Annotated in this window: 24 protein-coding genes; 13 read left to right on the forward strand and 11 right to left on the reverse strand. The window is 74.8% G+C overall.

The genetic code is table 11. From position 1 onward, the window contains the following. The first annotated feature begins 79 nt into the window (after window positions 1–79). From EBO35_RS00300 to EBO35_RS00310, 3 genes are read left to right on the forward strand one after another with little or no spacing between them, the layout of a single operon-like run. Window positions 80–1,171: a hypothetical protein gene (locus EBO35_RS00300; RefSeq protein ID WP_122815958.1), complete on the forward strand. Its 1,092-nt coding sequence runs from the start codon at window positions 80–82 to the stop codon at window positions 1,169–1,171. Next, window positions 1,168–2,340 (forward strand): hypothetical protein, encoded by a 1,173-nt coding sequence (locus EBO35_RS00305; RefSeq protein WP_122815959.1) that lies wholly within the window; start codon window positions 1,168–1,170, stop codon window positions 2,338–2,340. The genes EBO35_RS00300 and EBO35_RS00305 overlap by 4 nt, the downstream gene beginning before the upstream one ends. Beyond that, window positions 2,337–3,551, forward strand: coding sequence for a hypothetical protein (locus EBO35_RS00310; protein WP_122815960.1), 1,215 nt, complete (start codon window positions 2,337–2,339; stop codon window positions 3,549–3,551). Before EBO35_RS00305 ends, EBO35_RS00310 begins: the two co-directional genes overlap by 4 nt. Here EBO35_RS00310 and EBO35_RS00315 read toward each other — a convergent pair. Then, a complete protein-coding gene (locus EBO35_RS00315; protein WP_122815961.1) occupies window positions 3,512–4,204 on the reverse strand; it encodes an EcsC family protein in 693 nt (230 codons plus the stop codon). The two genes, EBO35_RS00310 and EBO35_RS00315, sit on opposite strands and share 40 nt — an antisense overlap. 44 nt (window positions 4,205–4,248) lie before the next feature. Between EBO35_RS00315 and aat the strand changes: the two genes are divergently transcribed. Beyond that, on the forward strand, window positions 4,249–4,929 hold the full coding sequence (gene aat / locus EBO35_RS00320) for a leucyl/phenylalanyl-tRNA--protein transferase (RefSeq protein WP_122815962.1): 681 nt from the start codon (window positions 4,249–4,251) through the stop codon (window positions 4,927–4,929). 444 nt (window positions 4,930–5,373) lie between these two features. Further along, window positions 5,374–6,165: a hypothetical protein gene (locus tag EBO35_RS19665; RefSeq protein WP_206422623.1), complete on the forward strand. Its 792-nt coding sequence runs from the start codon at window positions 5,374–5,376 to the stop codon at window positions 6,163–6,165. A gap of 86 nt (window positions 6,166–6,251) precedes the next feature. Here EBO35_RS19665 and EBO35_RS00330 read toward each other — a convergent pair whose 3' ends face one another. Both EBO35_RS00330 and EBO35_RS00335 read right to left on the reverse strand, forming a co-directional pair. Beyond that, window positions 6,252–6,581 (reverse strand): rhodanese-like domain-containing protein, encoded by a 330-nt coding sequence (locus EBO35_RS00330; RefSeq protein ID WP_122815963.1) that lies wholly within the window; start codon window positions 6,579–6,581, stop codon window positions 6,252–6,254. Between the two features lie 150 nt (window positions 6,582–6,731). After that, a complete protein-coding gene (locus EBO35_RS00335) occupies window positions 6,732–7,598 on the reverse strand; it encodes an Fpg/Nei family DNA glycosylase (RefSeq protein ID WP_122815964.1) in 867 nt (288 codons plus the stop codon). Between the two features lie 99 nt (window positions 7,599–7,697). Between EBO35_RS00335 and EBO35_RS00340 the strand changes: the two genes are divergently transcribed. From EBO35_RS00340 to EBO35_RS00360, 5 genes are all read left to right on the forward strand, one after another. Continuing rightward, window positions 7,698–7,979: a hypothetical protein gene (locus EBO35_RS00340; protein ID WP_122815965.1), complete on the forward strand. Its 282-nt coding sequence runs from the start codon at window positions 7,698–7,700 to the stop codon at window positions 7,977–7,979. A gap of 39 nt (window positions 7,980–8,018) precedes the next feature. Then, window positions 8,019–9,212, forward strand: a complete 1,194-nt coding sequence (locus EBO35_RS00345; protein ID WP_122815966.1) for an ATP-binding protein — start codon at window positions 8,019–8,021, stop codon at window positions 9,210–9,212. 98 nt (window positions 9,213–9,310) lie between these two features. Then, complete coding sequence (locus EBO35_RS00350) at window positions 9,311–10,237, forward strand: hypothetical protein (RefSeq protein WP_122815967.1); 927 nt, start codon at window positions 9,311–9,313, stop codon at window positions 10,235–10,237. Between the two features lie 16 nt (window positions 10,238–10,253). Next, window positions 10,254–11,030, forward strand: a complete 777-nt coding sequence (locus tag EBO35_RS00355) for a glycerophosphodiester phosphodiesterase (protein WP_122815968.1) — start codon at window positions 10,254–10,256, stop codon at window positions 11,028–11,030. A 10-nt stretch (window positions 11,031–11,040) separates the two neighbouring features. Then, window positions 11,041–11,985, forward strand: a complete 945-nt coding sequence (locus EBO35_RS00360; RefSeq protein WP_122815969.1) for a DUF5926 family protein — start codon at window positions 11,041–11,043, stop codon at window positions 11,983–11,985. Here the strand turns inward: EBO35_RS00360 and EBO35_RS00365 are convergent. From EBO35_RS00365 to EBO35_RS00395, 7 genes are all read right to left on the reverse strand, one after another. Beyond that, a complete protein-coding gene (locus EBO35_RS00365; RefSeq protein WP_241153790.1) occupies window positions 11,972–13,069 on the reverse strand; it encodes an adenylate/guanylate cyclase domain-containing protein in 1,098 nt (365 codons plus the stop codon). The genes EBO35_RS00360 and EBO35_RS00365 overlap by 14 nt on opposite strands. After that, window positions 13,066–13,434, reverse strand: coding sequence for a Crp/Fnr family transcriptional regulator (locus tag EBO35_RS00370; RefSeq protein ID WP_122815970.1), 369 nt, complete (start codon window positions 13,432–13,434; stop codon window positions 13,066–13,068). Before EBO35_RS00370 ends, EBO35_RS00365 begins: the two co-directional genes overlap by 4 nt. A 205-nt stretch (window positions 13,435–13,639) precedes the next feature. Then, window positions 13,640–14,905, reverse strand: a complete 1,266-nt coding sequence (locus EBO35_RS00375; RefSeq protein ID WP_122815971.1) for an arginine deiminase — start codon at window positions 14,903–14,905, stop codon at window positions 13,640–13,642. Window positions 14,906–14,924: 19 nt separating this feature from the next. Next, the gene (locus EBO35_RS00380; protein ID WP_122815972.1) at window positions 14,925–15,527 is read right to left on the reverse strand and encodes a TMEM165/GDT1 family protein; all 603 of its coding nucleotides are present in this window, start codon (window positions 15,525–15,527) and stop codon (window positions 14,925–14,927) included. Between the two features lie 12 nt (window positions 15,528–15,539). Then, complete coding sequence (larC, locus tag EBO35_RS00385) at window positions 15,540–16,730, reverse strand: nickel pincer cofactor biosynthesis protein LarC (RefSeq protein ID WP_122815973.1); 1,191 nt, start codon at window positions 16,728–16,730, stop codon at window positions 15,540–15,542. Next, entirely contained in the window at window positions 16,727–17,410 is a 684-nt protein-coding gene (larB, locus tag EBO35_RS00390; RefSeq protein WP_122815974.1) for a nickel pincer cofactor biosynthesis protein LarB, read from the reverse strand. Before larB ends, larC begins: the two co-directional genes overlap by 4 nt. Before the next feature lie 8 nt (window positions 17,411–17,418). Continuing rightward, complete coding sequence (locus tag EBO35_RS00395) at window positions 17,419–18,258, reverse strand: prephenate dehydratase (protein WP_122815975.1); 840 nt, start codon at window positions 18,256–18,258, stop codon at window positions 17,419–17,421. Between the two features lie 23 nt (window positions 18,259–18,281). Here EBO35_RS00395 and EBO35_RS00400 point away from each other — a divergent pair, with 23 nt between their 5' ends. Further along, window positions 18,282–18,683, forward strand: a complete 402-nt coding sequence (locus EBO35_RS00400) for a DUF4446 family protein (protein ID WP_241153791.1) — start codon at window positions 18,282–18,284, stop codon at window positions 18,681–18,683. Between the two features lie 24 nt (window positions 18,684–18,707). On the opposite strand, the gene EBO35_RS00405 is transcribed toward EBO35_RS00400, so the two are convergent. Further along, on the reverse strand, window positions 18,708–20,285 hold the full coding sequence (locus tag EBO35_RS00405; protein ID WP_122815976.1) for a diacylglycerol kinase family protein: 1,578 nt from the start codon (window positions 20,283–20,285) through the stop codon (window positions 18,708–18,710). A gap of 39 nt (window positions 20,286–20,324) precedes the next feature. Here EBO35_RS00405 and serS point away from each other — a divergent pair, with 39 nt between their 5' ends. Continuing rightward, complete coding sequence (gene serS / locus EBO35_RS00410) at window positions 20,325–21,599, forward strand: serine--tRNA ligase (protein WP_122815977.1); 1,275 nt, start codon at window positions 20,325–20,327, stop codon at window positions 21,597–21,599. Next, on the forward strand, window positions 21,592–22,455 hold the full coding sequence (locus tag EBO35_RS00415; RefSeq protein ID WP_122815978.1) for an HAD family hydrolase: 864 nt from the start codon (window positions 21,592–21,594) through the stop codon (window positions 22,453–22,455). The genes serS and EBO35_RS00415 overlap by 8 nt, the downstream gene beginning before the upstream one ends. The last annotated feature ends 45 nt before the right edge of the window (window positions 22,456–22,500 follow it).

Below are 22,500 nucleotides of genomic sequence, written 5' to 3' on the forward strand. Positions count from 1 at the left end.
GCCCGACGCCAGGCGGCGGTTCGGTCGGCAGAGGGCTCCGGTCGGGGGTGGCCGGGGCGACTGCGGCACAATGCGCGGCATGGCCGACGTCGTCTACCTCCACGTGGGCGCCCCGAAGACCGGGACGACGTACCTCCAGGACCGCCTGTCGGTGAACCGGACCCGGCTCGCGCGGCACGGGGTGCACTACCCGGTCGGCCAGCAGGAGGACATGTTCGGCGCCGCGCTCGACCTCATCGAGCGCCCCTGGGGCGGGCTCCTGGACGAGGTCCGCGGCGAGTGGGCAGCCCTGGCCCGCCGGGTCCGCCGGACCCGAGGCACCGTCGTGATCAGCCACGAGATCCTCGCCGCGGCCAGCCGCAGCCAGATCGAGCGCGCGATGGCCGACCTCGCCCCCGCCGAGGTGCACGTCGTGCTCACCGCGCGCGACGTGGCCCGCCAGGTGCCGGCCGAGTGGCAGGAGCACGTCAAGCACCGCCGCCGGGTCTCCTACGCGCGCTTCGTGCGCCGGCTGCGCACCTCCGACGCCCGCAAGGGCGACAAGTGGTTCTGGGAGGTGCAGAGCCTGCCGGAGGTGCTCGGGCGGTGGAGCGCCGGACTGGCCCCCGAGCGGGTGCACCTGGTCACGGTGCCGCAGCCGGGCGCCGCCCCCGACGAGCTCTGGCTGCGGTTCTGCCGGGTCCTCGGGATCGACCCGGCCTGGGCCCCGCGGGACAGCAAGCGCCGCAACCCCTCCATCGGCACCGCCGAGGCGACCCTGGTGCGGCGGCTGAACCGCCGGCTCCAGGAGGCCGAGTACGACCACGCCGACTACCGCTCGCTGGTCCGCGAGCTGGTCGTCCACCAGACCCTCGCCGACCGGCCGGACATGGATCGGATCACGCTGCCCCCGGACGCCTGGGACTGGGCCGACGAGATCGCCGAGAGCTGGCTGGACTGGGTCACCGGCGCCGGGATCGACGTGGTCGGCGACCTCGACGAGCTGCGCCCTCGGCGCCCCGAGGAGGGGGAGCCCTGGCACGACCCGGACCGGCCCCGCCCCAGCGACGTCGCCGACGCCGCGCTGGACGCGCTGGTCGCGGTGCTGACCGAGACCGCCCGCCGCCCCGACCCGGACGAGCAGGTGTCCCAGAAGGTGGCCCGGCTGGCCCGCCGGGTCCGCCTGCCATGAGTGCCGCCCGCGGCTGGGGGTGGGTCGCGCACCTGCGGGCCGGCGGCACCACCGCGTGGGCCGACTGGACCGGCACCGGCCCGGACGCCGGCCGGTTCCTGCCCGGCGCCCAGCAGCTCGAGCTGCTGCGCCGGCTCAACCAGGCCGGCCCGCCGTCGGCCGCGCTGGCCGCGCGGGTGCTCGAGGCCAGCGCCCCGGGTCGCGGTCGGCCCGACCTCGGGCTGGTCGGCGCGGCCGGCCCCGCCCGCTTCGGTCCCGCGCCCGTCGACCCCGCCGACCTGCCCGCCCGCGAGCTGCTCCGGGTCGCCGCCGGGCTGATCGCCGAGGACCTCGCCGCCGGACCCCGTCCCGACCCCGGGGCGGGGGCCGGGTCGGGCTCGACCACCGGCACCCGGCTCGCGGCCGCCGCCCGGGTCCGCCTGCCGGTCCTGCGCCGGGGCATCCGGCAGCTCGCCGGCGACCCAGCCCAGGTCCCGGTGCTGCGCGCGGAGCTGGCCCGCCGGGGCCGCCCCGAGGGGATCCCCGGAGCCCCGGTCCTGGTGCTCGGCGCCGACCTGCCCACCCTGCTCGCCCGGTCCTGGACGGCGCGCGTGCTCGCCGGTGGCGCCCCGGCGTGGCCGGACTGGGTGCACGCCGCCGTACGCCGGGGCCGACTGCCGCGGCGCGCGGACCCCGCCCGGGTCGCGGCCGAGTGGGCCGACCGGGTGGGCGCCCACCGGGTGACGGTGGTGCTGGACCCCGACGCGCTGCCCCGCCTGCTGGGCGTCCGCGGACCGCTGCCGGCGCCACCCGCGCTCGGCGCGGACGCCGTCGAGCTCGCCCGGCGTACCGCCCCCGCCCTCGGGCTGCTGGTCTCCTCCGCAGAGCGGGCCGCGCTGCTGCGCGAGCGGCTGGTGCCGGCGCTGCTCGCCGCCGGCGGGACCGGCGCACCGCCGGCCGTCCCGGCGCGCGATCTGGGCTGGGTGCGCGAGCGGGCAGTGGGTGCGCGCGACGCGCTGCTGGCCGGTGGCTACCCTGTGGTCGGCGAGCCGGACACCCTGCTGTCCCGGCCCCGGACCACCACCGAGGACGGCCCGGCCGCCACCCAGGCCACCGCCACCGAGGCCGGCGTGCTCGGCCTGGCGGTCCGCCTGCTGCTGGCCACCGACGTCCGTGAGGAGGGACGATGAGCGACCGCGTCCTGATCCACGTGGGCACCCCGAAGACCGGCACGTCGTACCTCCAGGACGTGCTCTACCGCAACCGCGAGCGGCTGGCCGAGGCCGGGATCCTCTATCCCGCCGAGCGCTTCGACGCGCACTTCCTGGCCGCGCTGGACCTGATGCGGCTGCCCTGGGGCGGGCTGGAGACCGAGGCGGTCGGCGCCTGGGAACGGCTCGCCGCGGAGGTCCGGGAGCACCCCGGGACCGCGATCCTCAGCCACGAGATCCTCGCCACCGCCTCCCGCGCCCAGGTGGGCCGCGCGCTGGCCTCGCTGGGCCACGGCGCCGGGGCCGAGATCCACCTGGTGCTCTCGGTGCGCGACCTGACCCGGCAGGTGCCCGCGGAGTGGCAGGAGAACATCAAGCACCGCCGGGTGCTCAGCTACGCCAGCTTCCTCGAGGAGCTGCGCGACCCGGCCCGCGAGGGCGCGATCGCCAGCTGGTTCTGGGGGGTCCAGGAGATCCCCGACATCCTCGACCGCTGGGGCTCCGCGCTGCCGCCCGAGCGGGTCCACGTCGTCACGGTCCCGCCGCCGGGCGGCGCACCGGACCTGCTGTGGAAGCGGTTCAGCCAGGTCCTGGGCCTCGACGGCCTGGACCTCGACCTCACGCCGGAGCGGTCCAACCCCTCGCTCGGCGTCCCCGAGACCGCGCTGCTGCGCCGGATCAACCTCGCCGCGAACGCCGTCGTGGCCCCCGCCGACTACCGGCCGCTGGTCCGCGAGCTGCTCGCCCACCGGACCCTCTCCCGGCGCACCGGCTCGCCCCGGATCGCGCTGCCCCCGCAGGACCGGCCCTGGATCGAGGAGCTCGCCCGGTCCTGGGTGGAGGAGGTGCGCGAGCGCGGGTACGACGTGGTCGGCGACCTCGACGAGCTGGCGCCCGCGCCGCCGCCCGAGAAGTACGTCGACCCGGACCGCCCGCCGGCCCGGAAGGTCGCCGCGGCGGGGGTGGATGCGATCACCGCGCTGCTGCAGGAGAACGCCCGGCTGCGCCACTGCGAGGAGCGGCTCGCCGGCGAGCTCGCCGAGACCCGGGCGGCGCTGGAGCGCTCCTACCTGCGCCCGTCGTACCGGCTGCGCGAGAAGGTCGTGAACCGGCTCCAGCAGGGCCGGGTCGGCTCCGCGGCGCTGGCGGTCTACCGCCGCGCGCGGGGCAGGAGCTCGCGGTCGGCGTAGCGCCCGATCCGCCAGGTGGCGTAGCCGTCGGCGCCGAGCCCGACCAGGCCGCCGATCACCGGCACCCGCCGGCCCACCGTCACCGCGAGCCGCTTGCCGGCGACCTGGGCGATGATGCCGGAGGCGACCTCGGCACTGATCCGCAGGTCCAGGGCCGGATCGTGCGCGGGCGCGGTCGCGATCGCCATCGGCGGCGCCGGGAGCTTCTTGCGGCGTACCAGCGTCTCGACGGAGTCCTGGCCGAGCAGGCTGACCAGCACGGCGTTGCGGACCCGGGGGTCGTCGAGGTCGTAGCCGCGCAGGTGGGCGATGCCCGCGATCATCCGGCACTGGACCAGAGCCAGCCCGGTCACGTTGGCCGGGATCGTGAGGGCGGCGGTGACCACGCCACCGATGTTGGTGAGGAAGCCCTGGGCGCCGGCGAGCCGGACGTGGTTCTCGATGACCTCGTGGACGGCCTTGGCCACGTCGCCGCCCTGCTCGGCCAGCTGGGTCTCCGCGGCGGCCGCGGCTCCGGGCAGCGGTCCGACCCCGGTGATCGCGCGGTGCAGCGCCTCGCGCACGAACGACGAGGTGAGGCCGGGGGCGGCCGCGATGGCCCGGGGCGCGAGCTGACGACCCAGCGTGCCCGCGATGTTCGCCTTGGTACCCATGGGCCGATCCTACGAAGGTGCTGGTCGTCGCCTAGGTTCGACTCGTGCCGCTCGAGCCGCCCCCGTCGCCGTGGGTCTTCCCGGACCCCGCTCTCGCCGACCCCGACGACGACCTGGTCGGCATGGGCGCCGACCTGGCGCCGGGAACCCTGCTCGCGGCGTACCGCGCGGGGCTGTTCCCGATGCCCTCGGGTGGACGGCGCTCGCCGATGGCCTGGTTCTCACCGGTCCGGCGCGGGGTGCTGCCGCTGGACGGGCTGCGGGTCTCCCGCTCGCTGCGGCGCGCGGCGCGCGACTTCGAGATCCGGGTGGACACCGCGTTCGCCGAGGTCGTCGAGGCCTGCGCCGACCCCCGCCGCGAGGGCGGCTGGATCGACCGCCGGATCGCCACGGCGTACACGCAGCTGCACGAGCTGGGCTGGGCGCACTCGGTCGAGGCCTGGCACGAGGGCCGGCTCGCCGGGGGCCTGTACGGCGTGGCCGTCGGCGGCCTGTTCGCCGGGGAGTCGATGTTCCACCGGGAGCGGGACGCCTCGAAGGTCGCGCTGATCGGGCTGGTCGACCTGCTCCGCGACGAGCACGCGGACCGCCGGGTGCTCGACGTGCAGTGGCAGACCCCGCACCTGGCCTCGCTCGGCGTGGTCGAGGTCGAGCGGACCGACTACCTGGACCGGCTGGCCGCCGCGCTCGACGTCCCGCTGCCGGGGGTCTTCGCCTTCGGCTGAGGCCGGGGTGGTCCGGGCTGGGTAGGGCTCGGGCTGGGCTGGGCTCGGGCGAAAAACAGGTGGGGTGGGCGCGGGTCCTGCGAAAACGGGTGGGGTCGGGGGGATTTTGGGCCTCGATCTCGGCCCGACACCACCAGTTCTCTCGACAGCGGCCGGGCGGGCAGGGTCCGCGTGCCGCCATCGATCACCTGCACGTCGGCCGGGACGGGAGACGTTCTCGGTGTCCGGCCCGGCGCCGCCGACCGATCCGCCGGGAGGGGTCGACGGGGCGCCCGTGAGCGGACGCGGCCAGTCGTGCGCCTTCTGCGGCAGCGACGACGTCGCGGAGTGCTTCCGCCAGCCGATCGAGGTGTTCCGCCGGGCGGATCTGGGCCCGCGGCGGCGGGAGGACTGAGGCTCCGCCGATCGGCCACTGTCGCCGTCGGCGTGCGTAGGCTCGCGCTCGTGAACGGGGAGCTGGTCGTGGCGGCGACGCTGGCCGCCGTCGGGGGGCGCTGGCTGCGCGACGGCGGAACGATGCCCGACCTGCGCGGTCACTCGTCGTTCCGGCAGGTCGGGCGGTTCACCGCCGACCTCCCCGCGCAAGGCCCCCTCGGGCGCAGCGGGGTGACGTCCACTCCCGAGGAATGGCTGCGTGCTCTCCAGGAGCTCGGCACTAGCGATCTCTCGCTGGTCACCCAGGTGCCGGCCGGAGTCGAGCTGCCGGCGCACCTCGCGGCCGCGTTCGCGAACTCTCGAGGATGGGCTCTGCTGGCGACCGGTCGGGGCGCTTCGTCGATATGGACGTTCCGGTGGAAGGTCGTGCCGAGGGAAGCCCCGGACGCCGGCATCTGGTCGGTCGCCGCGGTGAGCGCACCTGCCGAGGAACTGTCGCCGCCACGCGTCGGCGTCGCCGAGGCCCGGGCGCGGCTGAGTGCCGCCCTGGCCGCCATCCACGCGTTCGCGGTGCGCACCGACCTCCGGGGGTGGGCCTCCCAGTTCGCCATCGCTGCGGCCCGGCTCGACGACCCGCCGCCCGCACCGGCGTACCGCCGCGATCTGCTGCCGGCCGACGCCGCACCGGCTCGGCGCCAGCTGGTCGCTGCCATCTTCCGGGGCTGGGTCTTCGGTGGCATGGGGTCGTGGAACGACGTCGGGCTCGCCGACCCCGCGGCCGGGGCGGAGTACGAGCGGCTCAGCGCGGAGCTCTACGCCGCGCTGCTGGTCGCACTGCCGGCGGCGACGAACGGCGCGTAGCCCGCGCGAGAAAATTGGTGGGGTGGACCTGGGTCCTGCCGGAAACGGGAGCGGCCGGCCAGGGCGGTCGCCAGGTCGGACCCGGCTCAGACCACCAGCGGCGGTCGGTCGGTCTCGCTGACCATCGGACGTCCGGCGTCGGCCCAGTCGACCATCCCGCCCTCGAGGTTCACCACGTCGTAGCCCTGCTGGGCCAGCCAGCCGACGGCCTGGGCCGACCGGCCGCCCATCTTGCACACGACCAGCGTCTGGCCGTCCGGGAGGTCACCGAGCCGGCCGGTGAGCTCGCTCATCGGGATGTGCACAGCACCCTCGATGTGGCCGTGCTGCCACTCGATGTCCTCGCGGACGTCGAGGACCGAGAGTCCTTCGGGCAGGGGATCGGGAACGGCATCGATCGAGACGGTGGGGATCACGGGAAGACACTTCCTCGGAGGGTTCGCGGGCGGGGCTGGATGACCGATCAACTGTACGAGCCCCCCGTTGGTCACGGGTTCGGTCCCAGGACGTTCCCGGGTTCCCGGTTCCGGCCGGGGCCGGACCGTGCGCCCGGCCGCGCCACCCGCCTACTTCAGCAGCCGGCTCATCCGCCGGTCCGCGAGCGGCTTGCCGCCGGTCTGGCAGGTGGGGCAGTACTGCAGCGAGGAGTCGGCGAAGGACACCTCGCGCACGATGTCGCCGCAGACCGGGCACGGCTGCCCGGTGCGGCCGTGGACGGCGAGGTGGGACTTCTTCTCGCCCTTGAGCTCGCTGGCCGCCAGGCCCCGTGAGCGGTCCACGGCGTCGCCGACGGTCTGGCGCAGCGCGGCGTACAGGGTCTCCAGGTCGTCGTCGACGATCGTGCTCGCCGGCTTGTACGGCGACATCCGCGCCGCGTGCAGGATCTCGTCGGAGTAGGCGTTGCCGACCCCGGCGATCGTGCCCTGGTGGCGCAGCACGCCCTTGATCTGCTTGCGGCCCTCACGCTGGAGGATCTCGGCGAGCGCCTCGATCGTGAAGTCGTCGGCCAGCGGGTCGGGGCCCAGGCTGGCGATGCCCGGGACGTCCTGCGGGTCGCGGACGACGTAGAGCGCGAGCCGCTTCTTGGTGCCGGCCTCGGTGATGTCGAGCCCGGAGCCGTCGTCGAGCACCACGCGGACCGCGAGCGGGGACTTCACCGACGGCTTCGGCGGGACGTCGGGGACCTCGGCGCGCCAGCGCACCCAGCCGCCCCGGGCCAGGTGCAGGACCAGGTGCAGCCCCGACGCGTGCACGTCGAGGAACTTGCCGTGCCGGGTGACGTCGTCGACCAGGGTGCCCTCCAGCGCCGAGACCGGCGGGTCGAACGTCTTCAGCGCGCTGATCGCGGCGACGTGGACCTTGGTGATGGCACGGTCGGTGAGCCGGCCCCGCAGGTCGAGGGCCAGGGCTTCCACCTCGGGCAGCTCGGGCACGCCACGAGTGTAGGCACGGGCGGGGACCGCCGCCCGGGAGTTCGGAGCCGGTGACAAGGGAGCCGGTGACAAGCGGGACCGCGCGGGTGATGATGAGGGATGCTCGCCGCCAGGCCGGTTCCGCAGGCGGGGTCGATCTTCGTCGACCCCCGCGGCGACGGGCGCGCGCTGCGGGTCTCCTGGCACGCCGAGTCCGGGCTGGTCGTGCTCTCGCTGTGGCGCGACGACGTCTGCGCCGGGTCGTTCCGGCTCCCCGCGGGGGAGGTGCCCTCGCTCGTCGATCAGCTCCGGGCCGGCCTGGACGCGGCGTACGCCGGAGCAGCGGGGGAGCTGGACACCCGCCCGCTCCGGGTGGCCGACGGCCACGCCGAGGCCGGCTGAATCTAGGGTTCGCCCTAGACATCCCGATACGGTCCGATCGTGGACCCGATCCGGAACCCGTACGCGCCCGGCGCCGGACAGCGCCCACCGGAGCTCGCCGGCCGCGACGAGCAGCTGCGCGCCTTCGACGTCGTGCTGGAGCGGGTCAGCCGCGGCCGCCCGGAGCGCTCGCTGGTGCTGACCGGGCTGCGCGGGGTCGGCAAGACCGTGCTGCTCAACGCGCTGCGCTCCCAGGCGGTCCGCAAGGGCTGGGGCACCGGCAAGCTCGAGGCCCGGCCGGACCAGCCGCTGCGCCGGCCGCTCTCCTCGGCGCTGCACCAGGCCGTCCGCGAGCTCGCCCACCCCGAGGCGGGCGAGACCGACCACGTCCTGGGCGTGCTGCGCTCCTTCGCCGAGCGCCAGGCCGGGGCGGACGCGAAGCTGCGCGAGCGCTGGAGCCCGGGCATCGACGCCGCGCCGGTGCGCGGCCGGGCCGACTCCGGCGACGTCGAGATCGACCTGGTCGAGCTGCTCACCGACGTGGGCGGGCTGGCCGCCGACACCGGGAAGGGCGTTGCGGTCTTCATCGACGAGATGCAGGACCTCGGGCCGGCCGAGGTCTCCGCGCTGTGCGCGGCCTGCCACGAGCTGTCCCAGTCGGGGCTGCCGGTGATCGTGGTCGGCGCCGGCCTGCCGCACCTGCCGGCAGTGCTCTCGGCCAGCAAGTCCTACTCCGAGCGGCTCTTCTCCTACCAGCGCATCGACCGTCTGGCCCGGCCGGAGGCCGACCGGGCCCTCGCCTCGCCCGCGGCGCAGGAGGACGCGGCGTACACCGAGGAGGCGCTCGCCGCGATGTACGCCGCCACCGGCGGCTACCCGTACTTCATCCAGGCCTACGGCAAGGCCGCCTGGGACCTCGCCCCGCGCAGCCCGATCACCGTCGACGACGTCGCCGTGGCCGCCCCCGAGGCCGACCGCGAGCTGGCGGTCGGGTTCTTCGGGTCCCGCTACGAGCGGGCGACGCCGGCCGAGCGGGACTACCTGCGGGCGATGGCCGACGCCGCCTCGGAGGACGGCGACCCGGTGGGGGGCGTCGCGACCGCGGAGGTCGCCGCAGCGCTCGGCAAGAAGCCGCAGTCGCTCTCGCCCGCCAGGGACGCGCTGCTCAAGAAGGGCCTGATCTACTCCGGGGAGCGCGGCCGGATCGCGTTCACGGTCCCGCACTTCGGGCGCTACCTGCGCGAGCAGGGCTGAGGATCAGCGTTCCCCAGCAACCGCTGACAGCCGGCCTGAAGCGCCCTAGGTTGTGCTGGGCCGCCAGCCGGGCGGCGTACGGGGAAGAGGAACGACCCATGGGGACGTCTGACGAGGCCGGCGCGCGGACCCCCGCGCCCGTGGACTACACGCCGCTGGGCCGTACGCCCACCGTCGAGGAGGTCGAGCGGCTGCGGGAGGAGCTGGCCCGCGGCGACCACGGGAAGCTGGCCCGCACCACGTCCTCGCCGGCCAGGATGGGCGCGTTCATCGGTGGCCTGGTCGGGGGACTGCTGGTGTTCGTCAGCGGCATGGTCGTGCTGACCGACAGCTCCGACCGTGGGGTGGGGCTGGTCGCCGTCGCCGTGAGCGCGGGGATCGGCCTGGTGGTCGGCCTCCTCGTGGCCGCGGCCACGCACCGCTCCTGGCTGACCACTGTGCGCCTGGCCACGTTCGCCCGCGCCAACGGCTTCGGGTTCCACCCGGAGGGCAGGGCGCCGCGGCTGCCCAGCGTGCTGCGGTCCGGGGCCAACGCCAACACCTCGAACCGAGTGTCCTGGGAGACCGGGGGCTGCCCCGCCCAGATGGGGACCTACCACCGCGCCAGCGGCGGCACCACGTCGAACTCGACCAGCAGCCGCTACCTGGCGGTGCGCCTTGGCCTCGGTCTGCCCGCGATGACGTTCCTCGGCGGCCGCCGCGGGCCGCTGCGCGGCGAGCTGCGGCGCGGTCCGGACGCCTTCGAGGGCCGGCGGTACTCGCTGCGGATGGCCGGGTGGCGCACCGACGAGCGAGCCACCGTGCTCTTCGACGAGCGGGTCGTCTCCCTGCTGACCGACCCGGCCATCTCCTGCAACGCGGAGTACGTCGACGGCTGGTTCCTCGTCTACTACCCGCACCGGCGGCGCGACGACGAGACGCTGTGGCGCCACGCCCTCGGTCTCGCGGACGCGGTGGTCGCCGCCGGCGCGAACCTGGTCCCGGACCCCGGGACGAAGCCGGGTGTCGGTCACCCCGACGGGTGAGGCAGGATGGGGGGCCATGACCCCGCAGGTCGTCGCCCACCGCGGCGCCAGCCACGACCGCGCCGAGCACACGCTCGGCGCGTACACGGCGGCGCTGGACGCCGGCGCCGACGGTCTGGAGTGCGACGTACGGCTGACCGCCGACGGGCACCTGGTCTGCGTCCACGACCGCAACCTGCGCCGGACCGCGCGGCACCGCGGGATCGTCTCGACGATGGAGCTGGCCGAGCTCAACGAGCTCGACTTCGCCTCCTGGAAGCATCCGTGGGGCGACCTGGACGACGAGGCCCCCGAGCTGGACGAGGAGCACGGCCGGGTGCTGACCCTGCGCAAGCTCTTCGAGGTCGCGGCCGACTACGAGCGGCCGGTCAGCCTGGCCGTGGAGACCAAGCACCCGACGCGGTACGGCGGGCTGGTGGAGAAGCGGGTCGCGGAGCTGCTCACCGACTTCGGCTGGGAGCGCCCCGGCTCGCCGGTGCGGGTGATGAGCTTCTCCTACACCGCGCTGCAGCGGATGGAGCGGCTGGCCGGCGTCGAGCTGGTGATGCTCTTCGACCATCCGCCGCTGTGGCCGATGCTGCGCCGGGCCATCGGCCGGGACTGGTTCGTCGGCCCGGGAGTCGAGGACCTGATGGAGCACCCCCGGCTCGGGGCCAGCATCGTGCGCAGCGGCCACCGGATGTACGTGTGGACCGTCAACACCCGCGCCGAGCTCGAGGTGTGCCGCAACCTGGGGGTGGAGGCCGTGATCAGCGACCGCCCGGCGTACATCGTCGAGCTGCTCGGCAGGTAGGTTCGCCGCCATGGCGAAGAAGTCCCGCACCAAGGCCCGCGACGCTGCTGCTCCCGCCGAGGGCGAGGTCGGCCCCCGGCAGCCCTGCCCCTGCGGCTCGGGCAAGCGCTACAAGGCCTGCCACGGCGCCCCCGGGGGCGCCCGCACCCCGTTCGTGAAGCGGCCCTTCGAGGGGCTGCCCTCGGAGTGCGACGTGATCGCGCTGCGCGAGCTGGTCCCGGCGGCGACCGCCCCGCTGCAGGTCTCCGGCACCGACCGCTCGGTCGTGCTGTGCTCGCTGCTGCCGATGGCGGCCCCGGCGATGGTGCGCGCCAGCGGCGAGGTCTGGCTGGGCCTGCAGGTGCAGCACGCCTTCGGCGACCCGGCACGCGACCTCGGCGCGGTGCTGACCGCGGCGCTGGAGCAGGCCGAGCGCGGCGAGCCCGGCGTCGTCGGCCTGACCGCCGACCCCGGCCCCGGGCCGCGCCTGCAGGACCTGGTCACCGGCGACCGCCTGGACGTGACAGTCCACGAGGGCTTCGACTACTGGATCGCGGACGTCGAGGACAAGGACGCGATGGCGGCCGCGCTGGAGCAGGCGAACGCCTCGGTCAACCCGACAGTGAAGCTGGCCTCGGTCGAGGCGGCGTACTGGACGAACGTCGGGACCAAGGAGCACTTGCGCTGGGTGATGCCGGAGCCCGAGGACCAGCTCCTGGACGCGCTCGCGCGCCTGCACGCCGCCGGCAAGGACGACCTGGCCCCCGGCTCCCGCCTGGTCGGGATGTTCCGGGCGCACGGGCTGCTGGCCCCGGTCTGGGACCTGCCCGTCGGCACCGGCGCCGAGGTCCTCGAGGAGCCGGCCGCGCGGTTCGCGGCCGACCTGGCCGAGGCGCTGGCCAGCACCGAGGAGCTCACCGCCGCCGAGCGTGCCGCCCGTCAGGGCCTGGCCAACCGCCAGGTCACGATTCGCTGACGGCCTGGTCCGCGTCCTCCTCGACGCCGTCCTCGGACCGGTCGTCGACGGGGGCCCGGCGCAGCACCCAGGGCTGCAGCTTGGCGTAGCCCTTGACCGAGGTACGCCGCACCTGGCGCAGCGTGTACGCCGGGTGGTCGGCCAGCGCCTCGTGCGCCCCGCGGTCGAGGAGCACGGTGCCCGGCCGGGCGACCGAGGTCAGCCGGGAGGCGATGTTCACCACCGGACCGAAGACGTCGCCGAGCCGGCTCACCACGTCGCCGTGGGCGAGCCCGGCCCGGACGGCCGGGAACGGGTCGTCCTCGTCCTGACCGCGCGCGGCCATGACCAGCGCGATCTCCGCGGCGTCGGCGGGGTCGTCGGCGACCAGCAGCACCTCGTCGCCGATGTTCTTGATCACCCGGCCGCCGTGCTCGACGGCGAGGTCGGCGCAGGCCTGCTCGAAGGTCTCCAGCCAGGCCACCAGCTCGGCCTCCCCGAGCTCCTTGCTGCGCGCGGTGTAGCCGACGATGTCGACGAAGCAGACCGCGGCGCTGCGCACCGGCGAGGCCGGCGACTCCACGGCCAGGGTCCGCGAGGCAGCCGAGGCGAGGTGCCGGCGCCAGACGTAGGACTGCAGCGACTCCACCAGCGGCAGCACCTCGGCGGCGAGGTCGCTGAGCTGGTCGACCGGGTCCTCGCTGTCCAGCGCGAGGTCGGCCAGCAGCCGGGTCTGCCACTCCGCCAGCCGGGCGTAGCTGCGGCCCCAGGTGCGCACCAGCGCAGCCTGGCGGTCCGGGCTCAGCACGCCGACGCCGACCAGGGTGGCGGTCTCCTCCAGGGCCCGGACGTCGGCGGCTGTGAACGCGACGTCGTCGTCGGTGGCGTGGGCGAAGCCCAGCAGCCGCCACAGCGTCTCGGCCAGTGCCAGCGGGACCCCGGCCCGGGCGGCCACCTCGCTCTTGGTCAGCGTGGGCGCCTCCCCGAGCAGCACCTCCTCGACCGTCTCCAGGGCGCCGGCCAGCTCCGGGAAGCCGGCGTCCGCGGCGTCGGTGAGCTCCGGGACGTCGTCCGCGGCACCGGTGAGGTCGGTGGGTGCGGTCACTGCAGGCGAGCCGTCGCCACCGCGTCGAGCGCCTCCCGGAAGGCCGGCATCTCATCGCACAGCGCCCGCACGGCCTCGGCGGAGAGGTGGATGAGCTCGAGGGGGGTCAGGGCCACCACGGTGGCGGTGCGCAGCTTGTGGCCGACGATCGCGGCCTCCCCGACGATGTCGCCAGCGCCGAGCTGGGCGATCTCCTGGCCGCCGCGCCGCACCGAGACCCGGCCGTCGAGCAGGATGTAGGCCTTGTCGGCGGGCGTCTGCTCCCAGATCGGCGACCAGCCCTCCGGCAGCGTGAGCCGCGTCCCGGCCGCGCTGATCCGCGCGACCTCCTGGGGCGTGAACCTGTCGAAGAAGGTGGCGGGCATCGTGGGCCTTCCTGGTGGTCCTGGTGGTCCTGGTGGTCATGGCACGGTCGAGACTGCCCCGGCGATCCTGTCGGTCGAGCACCGCAGTGTCCAGAGCGACCCGCGGGCATGCGTACGCCCGTCCCGGGCCGCGTGCGGTCTGATCCGGGTGCGCCGAGTCGGGTCAGCCGGGCAGGGTCAGCCGGGCAGGGTCAGCCGGGCAGGGTCAGTCGGGAAGTGGGTCCCGGGCGACCGGGCAGCTCATGCACCGCGGCCCGCCGCGTCCCGAGCCGAGCTCGGAGCCGGCGATCCGGACCACCTCGATGCCGGCGGCCTCGAGCCGCTCGTTGGTCTCGACGTTGCGCTCGTAGGCGACAGCGACCCGCGGTGCCAGCGCGAGGGTGTTGTTGCCGTCGTCCCACTGCTCGCGCTCGGCGGTGACCGGGTCCAGCCCGGTGTCGATCTGGTGCAGGGTGTCGATCTGCATCGCCTTCGCGGCCGCGACCAGGAACGGCTCGGCCTCGGCCACCCGCAGGGCCGGGCCGGCCCCGTCCGAGCCATCCGAGCTGTCCGGGCTGCCCGGGCTGTCTGGGCTGTCTGCGTCCTCCGGCGTCACGGCGTACGCCAACAGGGAGTCCGCGACGTTGGGGTACATCACGATCTTGTCGACGTCGACCATCGTGCACACGGTGTCCAGGTGCATCGTGGCCCGCTCCTGGGCGATCGGCACGGCCAGCACGGTGCGCGCGAGCCCGGCCTGGAAGGCCTGGCGGGCGAACCGCTCGACCCCGGCGGGCGTGGTCCGCTCGCCGACGCCGACGGCGACCACGCCGGGGGCGAGCAGCAGTACGTCGCCGCCCTCGACGTGCTCGTGGCGCCAGCCGTGGATGGTGCGGGTGCCGCGGAAGCGGGGGTGCTCGGTGTAGATCAGCCCGGTCAGCTGGGTCTCCCGGGCCCGCGCCGGCATGGCCAGGGAGGTGATCGCCACCCGGGGGCCGACCCACACGCTGGAGTCGCGGGTGAACAGCAGGTTCGGCAGCGGGTCGATGAGGAAGTCGTCGTGGGCGAGCAGGCTGGTCACCAGCCCGTGCCCGCCGCGGACCTCGTCGTTGCGGATCCCGGCCGTCAGGTGGGTGGTCAGCTCCGCCGGTGCCGCCGCGCCCAGGAACGCGGCCAGGTAGTCGCGCAGGGTGTCGCCGAGGTGCAGCCCGGCCAGGGCGGTGCTGATCGCGTGCTCGCGGGCCGACTCGCTGGCCAGCGCCTCGGTGAGCAGCTCGGTCAGGTAGAGCACCTCGACGTCGCGCTCGCGCAGCGCCTGCGCGAAGGCGTCGTGCTCGTCCTGGGCGCGGGCCACCCAGGGGATCCCGTCGAAGAGCAGCCGGTCGTTGTTGCGGGGGGTGAGCCGCTTCAGCTCGGGCCCGGGACGGTGCAGCAGCACCGTGCGCAGCCGACCGACCTCGCTGTCCGCGCCGTGCATCGCACTGGGGGTCATCGGGCCAGCCTAGGCGCGCTCAGGAGAGCAGCTCGTAGATCACCAGCGCCTCGAGCACCAGGCACACCGTGGCGCCGAGGTAGAACAGCACGTGCAGCCGGACCCGCTGCATCAGCCAGCGACCGGCCAGGACGGCGAGCCCGCTGACCGTCAGCAGCGCGCCGAGGGCGCCGAGCCACACCGAGAACGGCGCGTCGTAGCGGGCCACCAGCGAGATGGTCAGCAGCTGGGACAGGTCGCCCCACTCGGCGGCGAAGAGCACCAGGAACGAGGCGAGCACCGCCCGCCAGCCGTGCGCCGGCCGGGCCTTCTCGGCGAACTCCGCGCCGTCGTCGGCCTCGTTGGTGCGCTGGTGCTCGCGGCCCTCCTTGAACAGCAGGAACGCCCCGACCAGGAACAGCGCCCCCACCGCGACCTGGACGACCGTCTCCGGCAGGAACGACACAGCCTTGCCGAGCACCACCGCGACCGTCGTCTGCACCGCGAAGGCCAGCCCGACGCCGATCCACACCAGCAGCGGCCGGTAGCGGGTCGCGAGCACCAGCGTGGCGAGGAAGGTCTTGTCCGGCAGCTCGACCAGGAAGATCGTTCCGAAGGTCAAGGCCAGGGCGGCGAGGTCCACCGGGGGATCCTCTCAGGGTCCGAGCAGCGCCCGGGCCTCGGCCTGCGCCTGCCCCAGCACGTCGGCGACCGGGCGGCCGAGGGTCGCCGCGGCGCGCGCCACGTCGTCGTACTCCGGCTGGGCGTTGACCACGCGCCCGGCCAGCCGGGCCAGCTTCACCGAGACCGGCTGGCCGGCCACGGTGACAGTGGCGCTCGAGCGCTCCAGCGCGTGCTTCGCCACGGGGTGCTCGCGCACCCCGATCGTGGAGGTGTGGGTGAAGACCGCTGTCCGGACCGCCGCGAGCGCCGCCGGCGGCACCAGTGCGGCGAGGGTGTGGGCGGGCCGGCCCTTCTTCATCACGATCGGGGTCAGCCAGGCGTCCACGGCGCCGGCGGCCAGCAGCGCCTCCAGGACCGCGGGCCAGACCCGGGGATCGAGGTCGTCGACGTTGCAGGCGAGCACCACCTGCTGCTCGGCCGCGTCCGCCGACCCGGGGGCGGAGCCCACCAGCAGCCGCAGCACGTTCGGGTGTCCCTCGGGGTCGCGGGCGCCGGCGCCGCTCCCGACCGCGGTGACGGTCATCGGCGGCTGCGCGCCCCAGCCGGTGGCCACCGTGGTCAGCACCGCGGCCCCGGTGGGCGTGCACAGCTCGGCGGCCGGGGCCCCCGCGGGCCCGGCGTACGACGGGACGCCGCGCAGCAGCTCGGCCACCGCGGGCGGCGGCACCGGCAGTACGCCGTGCGCGGTGCGCACCGATCCGGACCCCACGGCGACCGGGGAGACCACTACCTGCGCGGCGCCGAGGTGGACCAGCCCGGCGGCGGCCCCGACGACGTCGGCGATCGAGTCCAGCGCGCCGACCTCGTGGAAGTGGACCTCGTCGGCCGGGCGCCCGTGGACCGCGCCTTCGGCCGCGGCCAGCCGGCCGAAGACTGCCAGTGCCAGGGCCCGGACCTTGTCGGCGAGGTCTGCGGCCTCGAGCAGCGCCCGGACCTCCGCCCAGGACCGGTGGGTGGTCGACGTCGCGACCTCGACGTGGCAGCGGGTGGCGGCCAGGCCGGCGCGGCGTACCTCCTCGGCGGCCAGGCCGACCGGCTCCGGGGCGACGGCGTCCACGGCCGAGGCGATCACGTCGAGCGGCACGCCCGCCCCGACCAGCGCGCCGAGGAGCATGTCGCCGCTCGCGCCGGCCGAGGCGTCGATCCAGAGCGTGGTGCTCACCGGGGCACCGACTGGCGGGCCACCCGGGCGGCGTGCACCCCGGCGCCGTACCCGTTGTCGATGTTGACGACAGTCACCCCGGGGGCGCAGGAGTTGAGCATCGCCAGCAGCGCGGCGAGGCCGTCGAAGGAGGCGCCGTAGCCGACGCTGGTCGGCACGGCCACGAGGGGTACGCCCGTGAGCCCGCCGACCACTGACGGCAGGGCGCCCTCCATGCCGGCCACCACGACCAGGCAGTCCGCGGCCTCGAGCCGGTCCCGGACGCCGAGCAGCCGGTGCAGCCCGGAGACCCCCACGTCGGTGACCAGGTCGACAGCGGCGCCGTGCACCCGGACGGCGACGGCGGCCTCCGCGGCAACGGGGAGGTCGGAGGTGCCGGCGCTGACCACCGCGACCGTGCCGCGCGGGGTCGGCGGCGAGCCGAGGGTGGCGGTCCGGGAGACCGGGTCGACCGCGGCGCCGAGCGCGTCGGCGACCGCGGCCTGCGCCTCCGGGGCCAGCCGGGTGGCGAGCACGGCGCGGTCGGGGTGGCGCTGGTGCAGGGTGCGGAGGATCTCCACCACCTGCTCCGGGGTCTTGCCGGCGCCGTACACGACCTCGGGGTCGCCGGTGCGCGCCGCGCGGTCCAGGTCGACCCGGGCGAAGCCCAGGTCCGCGGTGCGGGGGTCGGGATGCTCCACGGCGGGCCTCAGGCCCGGAACGGGTCGGCGGGGTAGACGCCGAGCACTGTGACGTCGGTGGTGAAGAACTCCAGCTCCTCCAGGGCCCGCTTCAGCGCGGGCTCGTCGGGGTGGCCGTCGACCTCGCACAGGAACTGGGTGGCGGTGAACTGGCCACCGACCATGTAGCTCTCGAGCTTGGTCAGGTTCACGCCGTTGGTCGCGAACCCGCCCAGGGCCTTGTACAGGGCCGACGGGAGGTTGCGGACGTTGAAGATGAAGCTGGTGACGACCGGTCCCCGGCCGACGGGGGCGCGCTCGAAGTCGGGGGAGAGCACCACGAAGCGGGTGGTGTTGTGGTCCTCGTCCTCGACGTCCTCGGCGAGCACGTCGAGCCCGTAGATCCCGGCCGCCATCGGCGGGCTGATCGCGGCCTGGGTGGGGTCCCCGGCCTCGACGACCTCGCGGGCGGCGCCCGCGGTGTCGCCGGAGATCATCGGGGTCAGGCCGTGCTCGCGGATCACCTTGCGGCACTGGCCGAGCGCGTGCACGTGGCTGTGCACGGTGCGGACCCGGTCCAGCGAGGCGCCGGGCAGCCCCATCAGGTGGAACCGGATCCGCAGGAAGTGCTCGGCGACGATGTAGAGACCCGACCCGGGCAGGAAGTGGTGGATGTCCGCGACCCGGCCGGCGATCGAGTTGTCGATCGGGATCATCGCCAGCTCGGCGTCACCGGCCTCGACGGCGGCGAAGACGTCCTCGAACGACGCGCACGGGACGGCCTCCCAGTCGGGGTAGTGCTGGGCGCACACCGCATGGGAGTTCGAGCCGGGTTCGCCCTGGTAGGCGATGCGTCGAGGTTCGGGCACGGCCTGAGTCTAGGGTTCGCCTCGTGCTCGCCCTCGTTCTCGTCTCGTTGCTGGTGGCCCTCTGCTCGCTCGCGGTCGCGGTGCTCGCGCTGCGCCGACCCGACGGCTCCGCTCGGGTGCCGGCCGGCGACGCGCTGCCGGAGGACGTCCAGGGGCTGCGCCAGGAGGTGGCCGCGCTGCGGGCCGAGACCAGCGACGCGCTGCGCCACCTCGCGGTGGTCCGCTACGACGCCTTCGGGGACATGGGCGGGCACCTGTCCTGGTCGCTGGGGCTGCTCGACGACGGCGGGAACGGCGTCGTGCTGACCTCGATCCACGGCCGCGCCGAGGCGCGCACCTACGCCAAGTCGGTCGCCGACTGGCGCTGCGACCAGCAGCTCTCGCCCGAGGAGCTCGAGGCGATCGAGCACGCCCGGCCGGGGTGAGGCCGGGCGAGGTCCCGCGACGACCTAGCGCGGCACCCGCACCAGCAGCCGGCCCGGGATGCACTCCATCCGCAGCTCGCGGCCCAGTCCGATCGAGTCGCCGTCGAGCTGGCGGGGGGTGTCGGTGCTGGACCGGACGACCACCGAGGCCCCGGTCTTGCGGTCCACGAGCTCGTCGGTGTGCGGCCGCTTGAGCATCACCCGCCACGCCAGCGGCAGCCAGGCGACGATGTTCTTCGGGTGCAGGATCACCACGTCGAGCAGCCCGTCGTCGATGGCCGCGTCCGGCAGCAGCGGCATCCCGGCCTGGAGGAAGCCGACGTTGCCGACGACGACCGTCCGGGCGCGGTGCCGCGTCGGCGGGCCGCCGTCGACGGAGATCTCCACCCGCACGGCCGGGAACATCAGCGACTTGGCCCCGGACACGACGTAGGCGACCCAGCCGACCCGCTTCTTCAGGTCCTCGTTGACGCCCTCCATGATCGCGGCGTCGAAGCCCATCCCGGCCATCACCATGAAGTGGGTGTCCTCGATGCCGTCGCCGCCGACCCGGACCAGGTCGATGGCCCGGTCCTGGCCGTTGAGGCCGATGTCGATCGCCGAGCGGATGTAGAGCGGGATGCCGAGGTTGCGGGCCAGCAGGTTGCCGGTGCCGGCCGGGATGATCCCGACCGGGATGCCGGTGCCGGCCAGCTCGGCACACACCTCGCGGACGGTGCCGTCGCCGCCGCAGACCAGCACCAGGTCGGCGCCCGCGACCGAGGCCGCCTCGGCCATGCCGCGGCCCGGGTCCGCCACGGTGGTGTAGTGCCAGGTCGGCTCGGACCAGCCGGCATCGGCGGCCATCGTGGCGACGATCGCGCGGAACTGGCCGACGTCCTCGACCTTGATCGGGTTCAGCACCACGTGCAGGGCGGTGCGTGCGGCGACCACCTCCGCCGACGGCGGCGGGTCGTCCGCGGCGATGCTGCGCGGCAGCGGGCTGTGGATCGCCAGGCCGAGCAGCACGAGCCCGAACCCGAGCAGCGTCCCGCCGACCACGTCGGTGGGGTAGTGCCGACCCAGCAGCACCCGGTCCAGGCAGACCAGCACCAGCAGCGCCACGCAGGCGGCGTACGCCACGCGCCGCACGCGCCCGCGGCGCACCAGCATCGAGACCAGCACGGCCACGACCGCGACGAAGGCGGCCACCGACGACGCGTGGCCGGACGGGAAGGCGTTGGTGGTCAGGAGGTGCTCGGTGGACTGCCACTCCGGCCGGTCCCGGCCCAGCGTCAGCTTGAGCGCGGTGGTGGCCAGCGACGTCGCGACCATCACGCCGATGACGAACGCCGCCGCCCGGCGGTGACCCTTGAGGAACATCACGAACGCCAGCAGCACGGTGAGCACGGCCATGCCCACGGTGCCGAAGGCGACCTCCACCCAGCGCAGCGGGTGCCACAGCCAGCCGGTGTCGACCGCCCAGGCCTGGGCGGGGTCGCCGCGGTGGTCCAGGGAGGCCACCGGCCCCCAGCCCTGGACGGCAGCGACCGCCACGAGCGCGAAGAGGAGGAGGACCAGCCCGGACCAGGTCAGGAGCACGCGGCGGGGTCGATCGAGCACCGGGTCAGTATGCCGGGCAGGTGCGGATAACCTCTCACCATGATCGACCCCCGCACCCTGCGAGACGACCCTGACCGTGTGCGCGCCGCCCAGGCCAAGCGCGGGCTGTCCGCGGAGATCGTGGACGTCGCCCTGGCCGCCGACGCCGAGCGCCGTACGGCGATCGCGACCTTCGAGGCGAAGCGGGCCGAGCAGAAGCAGCTCGGCAAGCTGATCCCGCAGGCGCAGGGCGAGGAGAAGCAGTCGCTGCTCGCCCAGACCCGCTCCCTGTCCGCGCAGGTCAAGGAGGCCGAGGCCGCGCAGGTGGCCGCCGAGGCCGCCTGGCAGGAGGCGGTGCGCAGCATCCCCAACCTCGCCGCGGACGAGGCGCCGGCCGGCGGCGAGGACGACTTCGTGGTGCTCGAGACCATCGGCACCCCGCGGGACTTCGCGGCCGAGGGCTTCGAGCCCCGCGACCACATCGAGCTCGGCCGGATGCTCGGCGCGATCGACCTGGAGCGCGGAGCCAAGGTGAGCGGGTCGCGGTTCTACTTCCTGACCGGGGTCGGGGCCGAGCTGGAGTTCGCGCTGGTCAACCTCGCCATGGAGCAGGCCCGCAACAACGGCTTCACCCAGGTGATCGCCCCCTCCCTGGTCAAGCCGCGCGCGATGGAGGGCACCGGCTTCCTCGGCCAGGCCGCCGACGACGTGTACCGGATCGAGGGCGAGGAGATGTACCTCGTCGGCACCTCGGAGGTCGCGATGGCGGCCTACCACTCCGAGGAGATCCTGGACGCGGCCACGCTGCCGCGGCGCTACGCGGCGTTCAGCCCGTGCTTCCGCAAGGAGGCCGGCTCGCACGGCAAGGACACCAAGGGCATCATCCGGGTGCACTGGTTCGACAAGGTCGAGATGTTCGTGCACACCACGCTGGACCAGGCCGCCGCCGAGCACCAGCGGCTGCTGCAGTGGGAGAAGGACTTCCTCGACAAGCTCGAGCTGGCCTACCAGGTCATCGACACCGCGGCGGGCGACCTCGGCCTGAGCGCGATCCGCAAGTTCGACTGCGAGGCGTGGATCCCGACCCAGGGCAAGTACCGCGAGCTGACCTCGACCTCGAACTGCACCGACTTCCAGGCCCGGCGCCTCGACATCCGCACCCGCGTCGAGGGCCAGACCGTCCCGGTGGCGACCCTGAACGGCACGCTGACCGCGATCCCGCGGGCCATCGTGGCGATCCTGGAGAACCACCAGCAGCCGGACGGGTCGGTCCGGGTGCCGAAGGCCCTGCAGCCGTGGCTGGGCCGCGAGGTCCTGGAGCCGGTCGGTGCCTGAGTCGCACCCCACCCCGCCACCGGCGGAGGGCTGGCAGCCGCGCCTGGTCGCCCTCGACATCGACGGCACCCTGCTGAAGTGGGTCGAGGGTGCCGGGATGACCCACGAGGAGATCAGCCCCGAGGTCTTCGCGGCCGTGCACCGGGCGCTGGACGCCGGGGCCCACGTCGTCCTGGCCAGCGGCCGGTCCCCGCACGGCATGACCGCGATCGCCGACCTGCTCGAGCTGTACGCCGAGGAGCGCGACCGGCTGTGGATCGTGGCGTCCAACGGCGCCGTCGTCTTCCGCTACCCGCCCCTGGAGGTCGTCCACGAGGAGACCTTCGACGCCGGGCCGGCCGTCAAGGCGGTCCTCCAGCGGCACCCCGAGGCCCTGGTGGCGGTCGAGGAGCGGGGCATCGGCTACCGGGTGACCTCACACTTCCCGGAGGGCGAGCTCTCCGGCGACATGATCATCACCGAGCTCGACGAGCTCGTGGCCGGACCGGTCAGCCGGGTCATCATCCGCGACCCCGAGGCCACGGCCGAGGAGTTCGTGACGCTCGCCGCGGACCTTGGCCTGCACGGGACCAACTACGTGGTCGGCTGGACCGCCTGGCTCGACCTGGCGCCGGTGGGAGTCTCCAAGGCCTCCGGGCTCGAGCACGTCGGGCGCGCGCTCGACGTGGACGCGGCCGACGTCCTCGCGATCGGCGACGGCCGCAACGACATCGAGATGCTCCAGTGGGCCGGCCGCGGCGTCGCGATGGGCCAGGCGGTGCAGGAGGTCATCGACGTCGCCGACGACGTCACCGCGAGCGTGTACGACGAAGGCGCCGCGATCGAGATCAACCGGTGGTTCCCGGACTCCCCCTGAGTCCCGCCCGGTCCCGCGCGGCGGCGTACCCCGGCTTGTAACGCG

It is taken from the genome of Nocardioides pantholopis (assembly GCF_003710085.1).
Classification (GTDB): Bacteria; Actinomycetota; Actinomycetes; order Propionibacteriales; family Nocardioidaceae; genus Nocardioides; species Nocardioides pantholopis.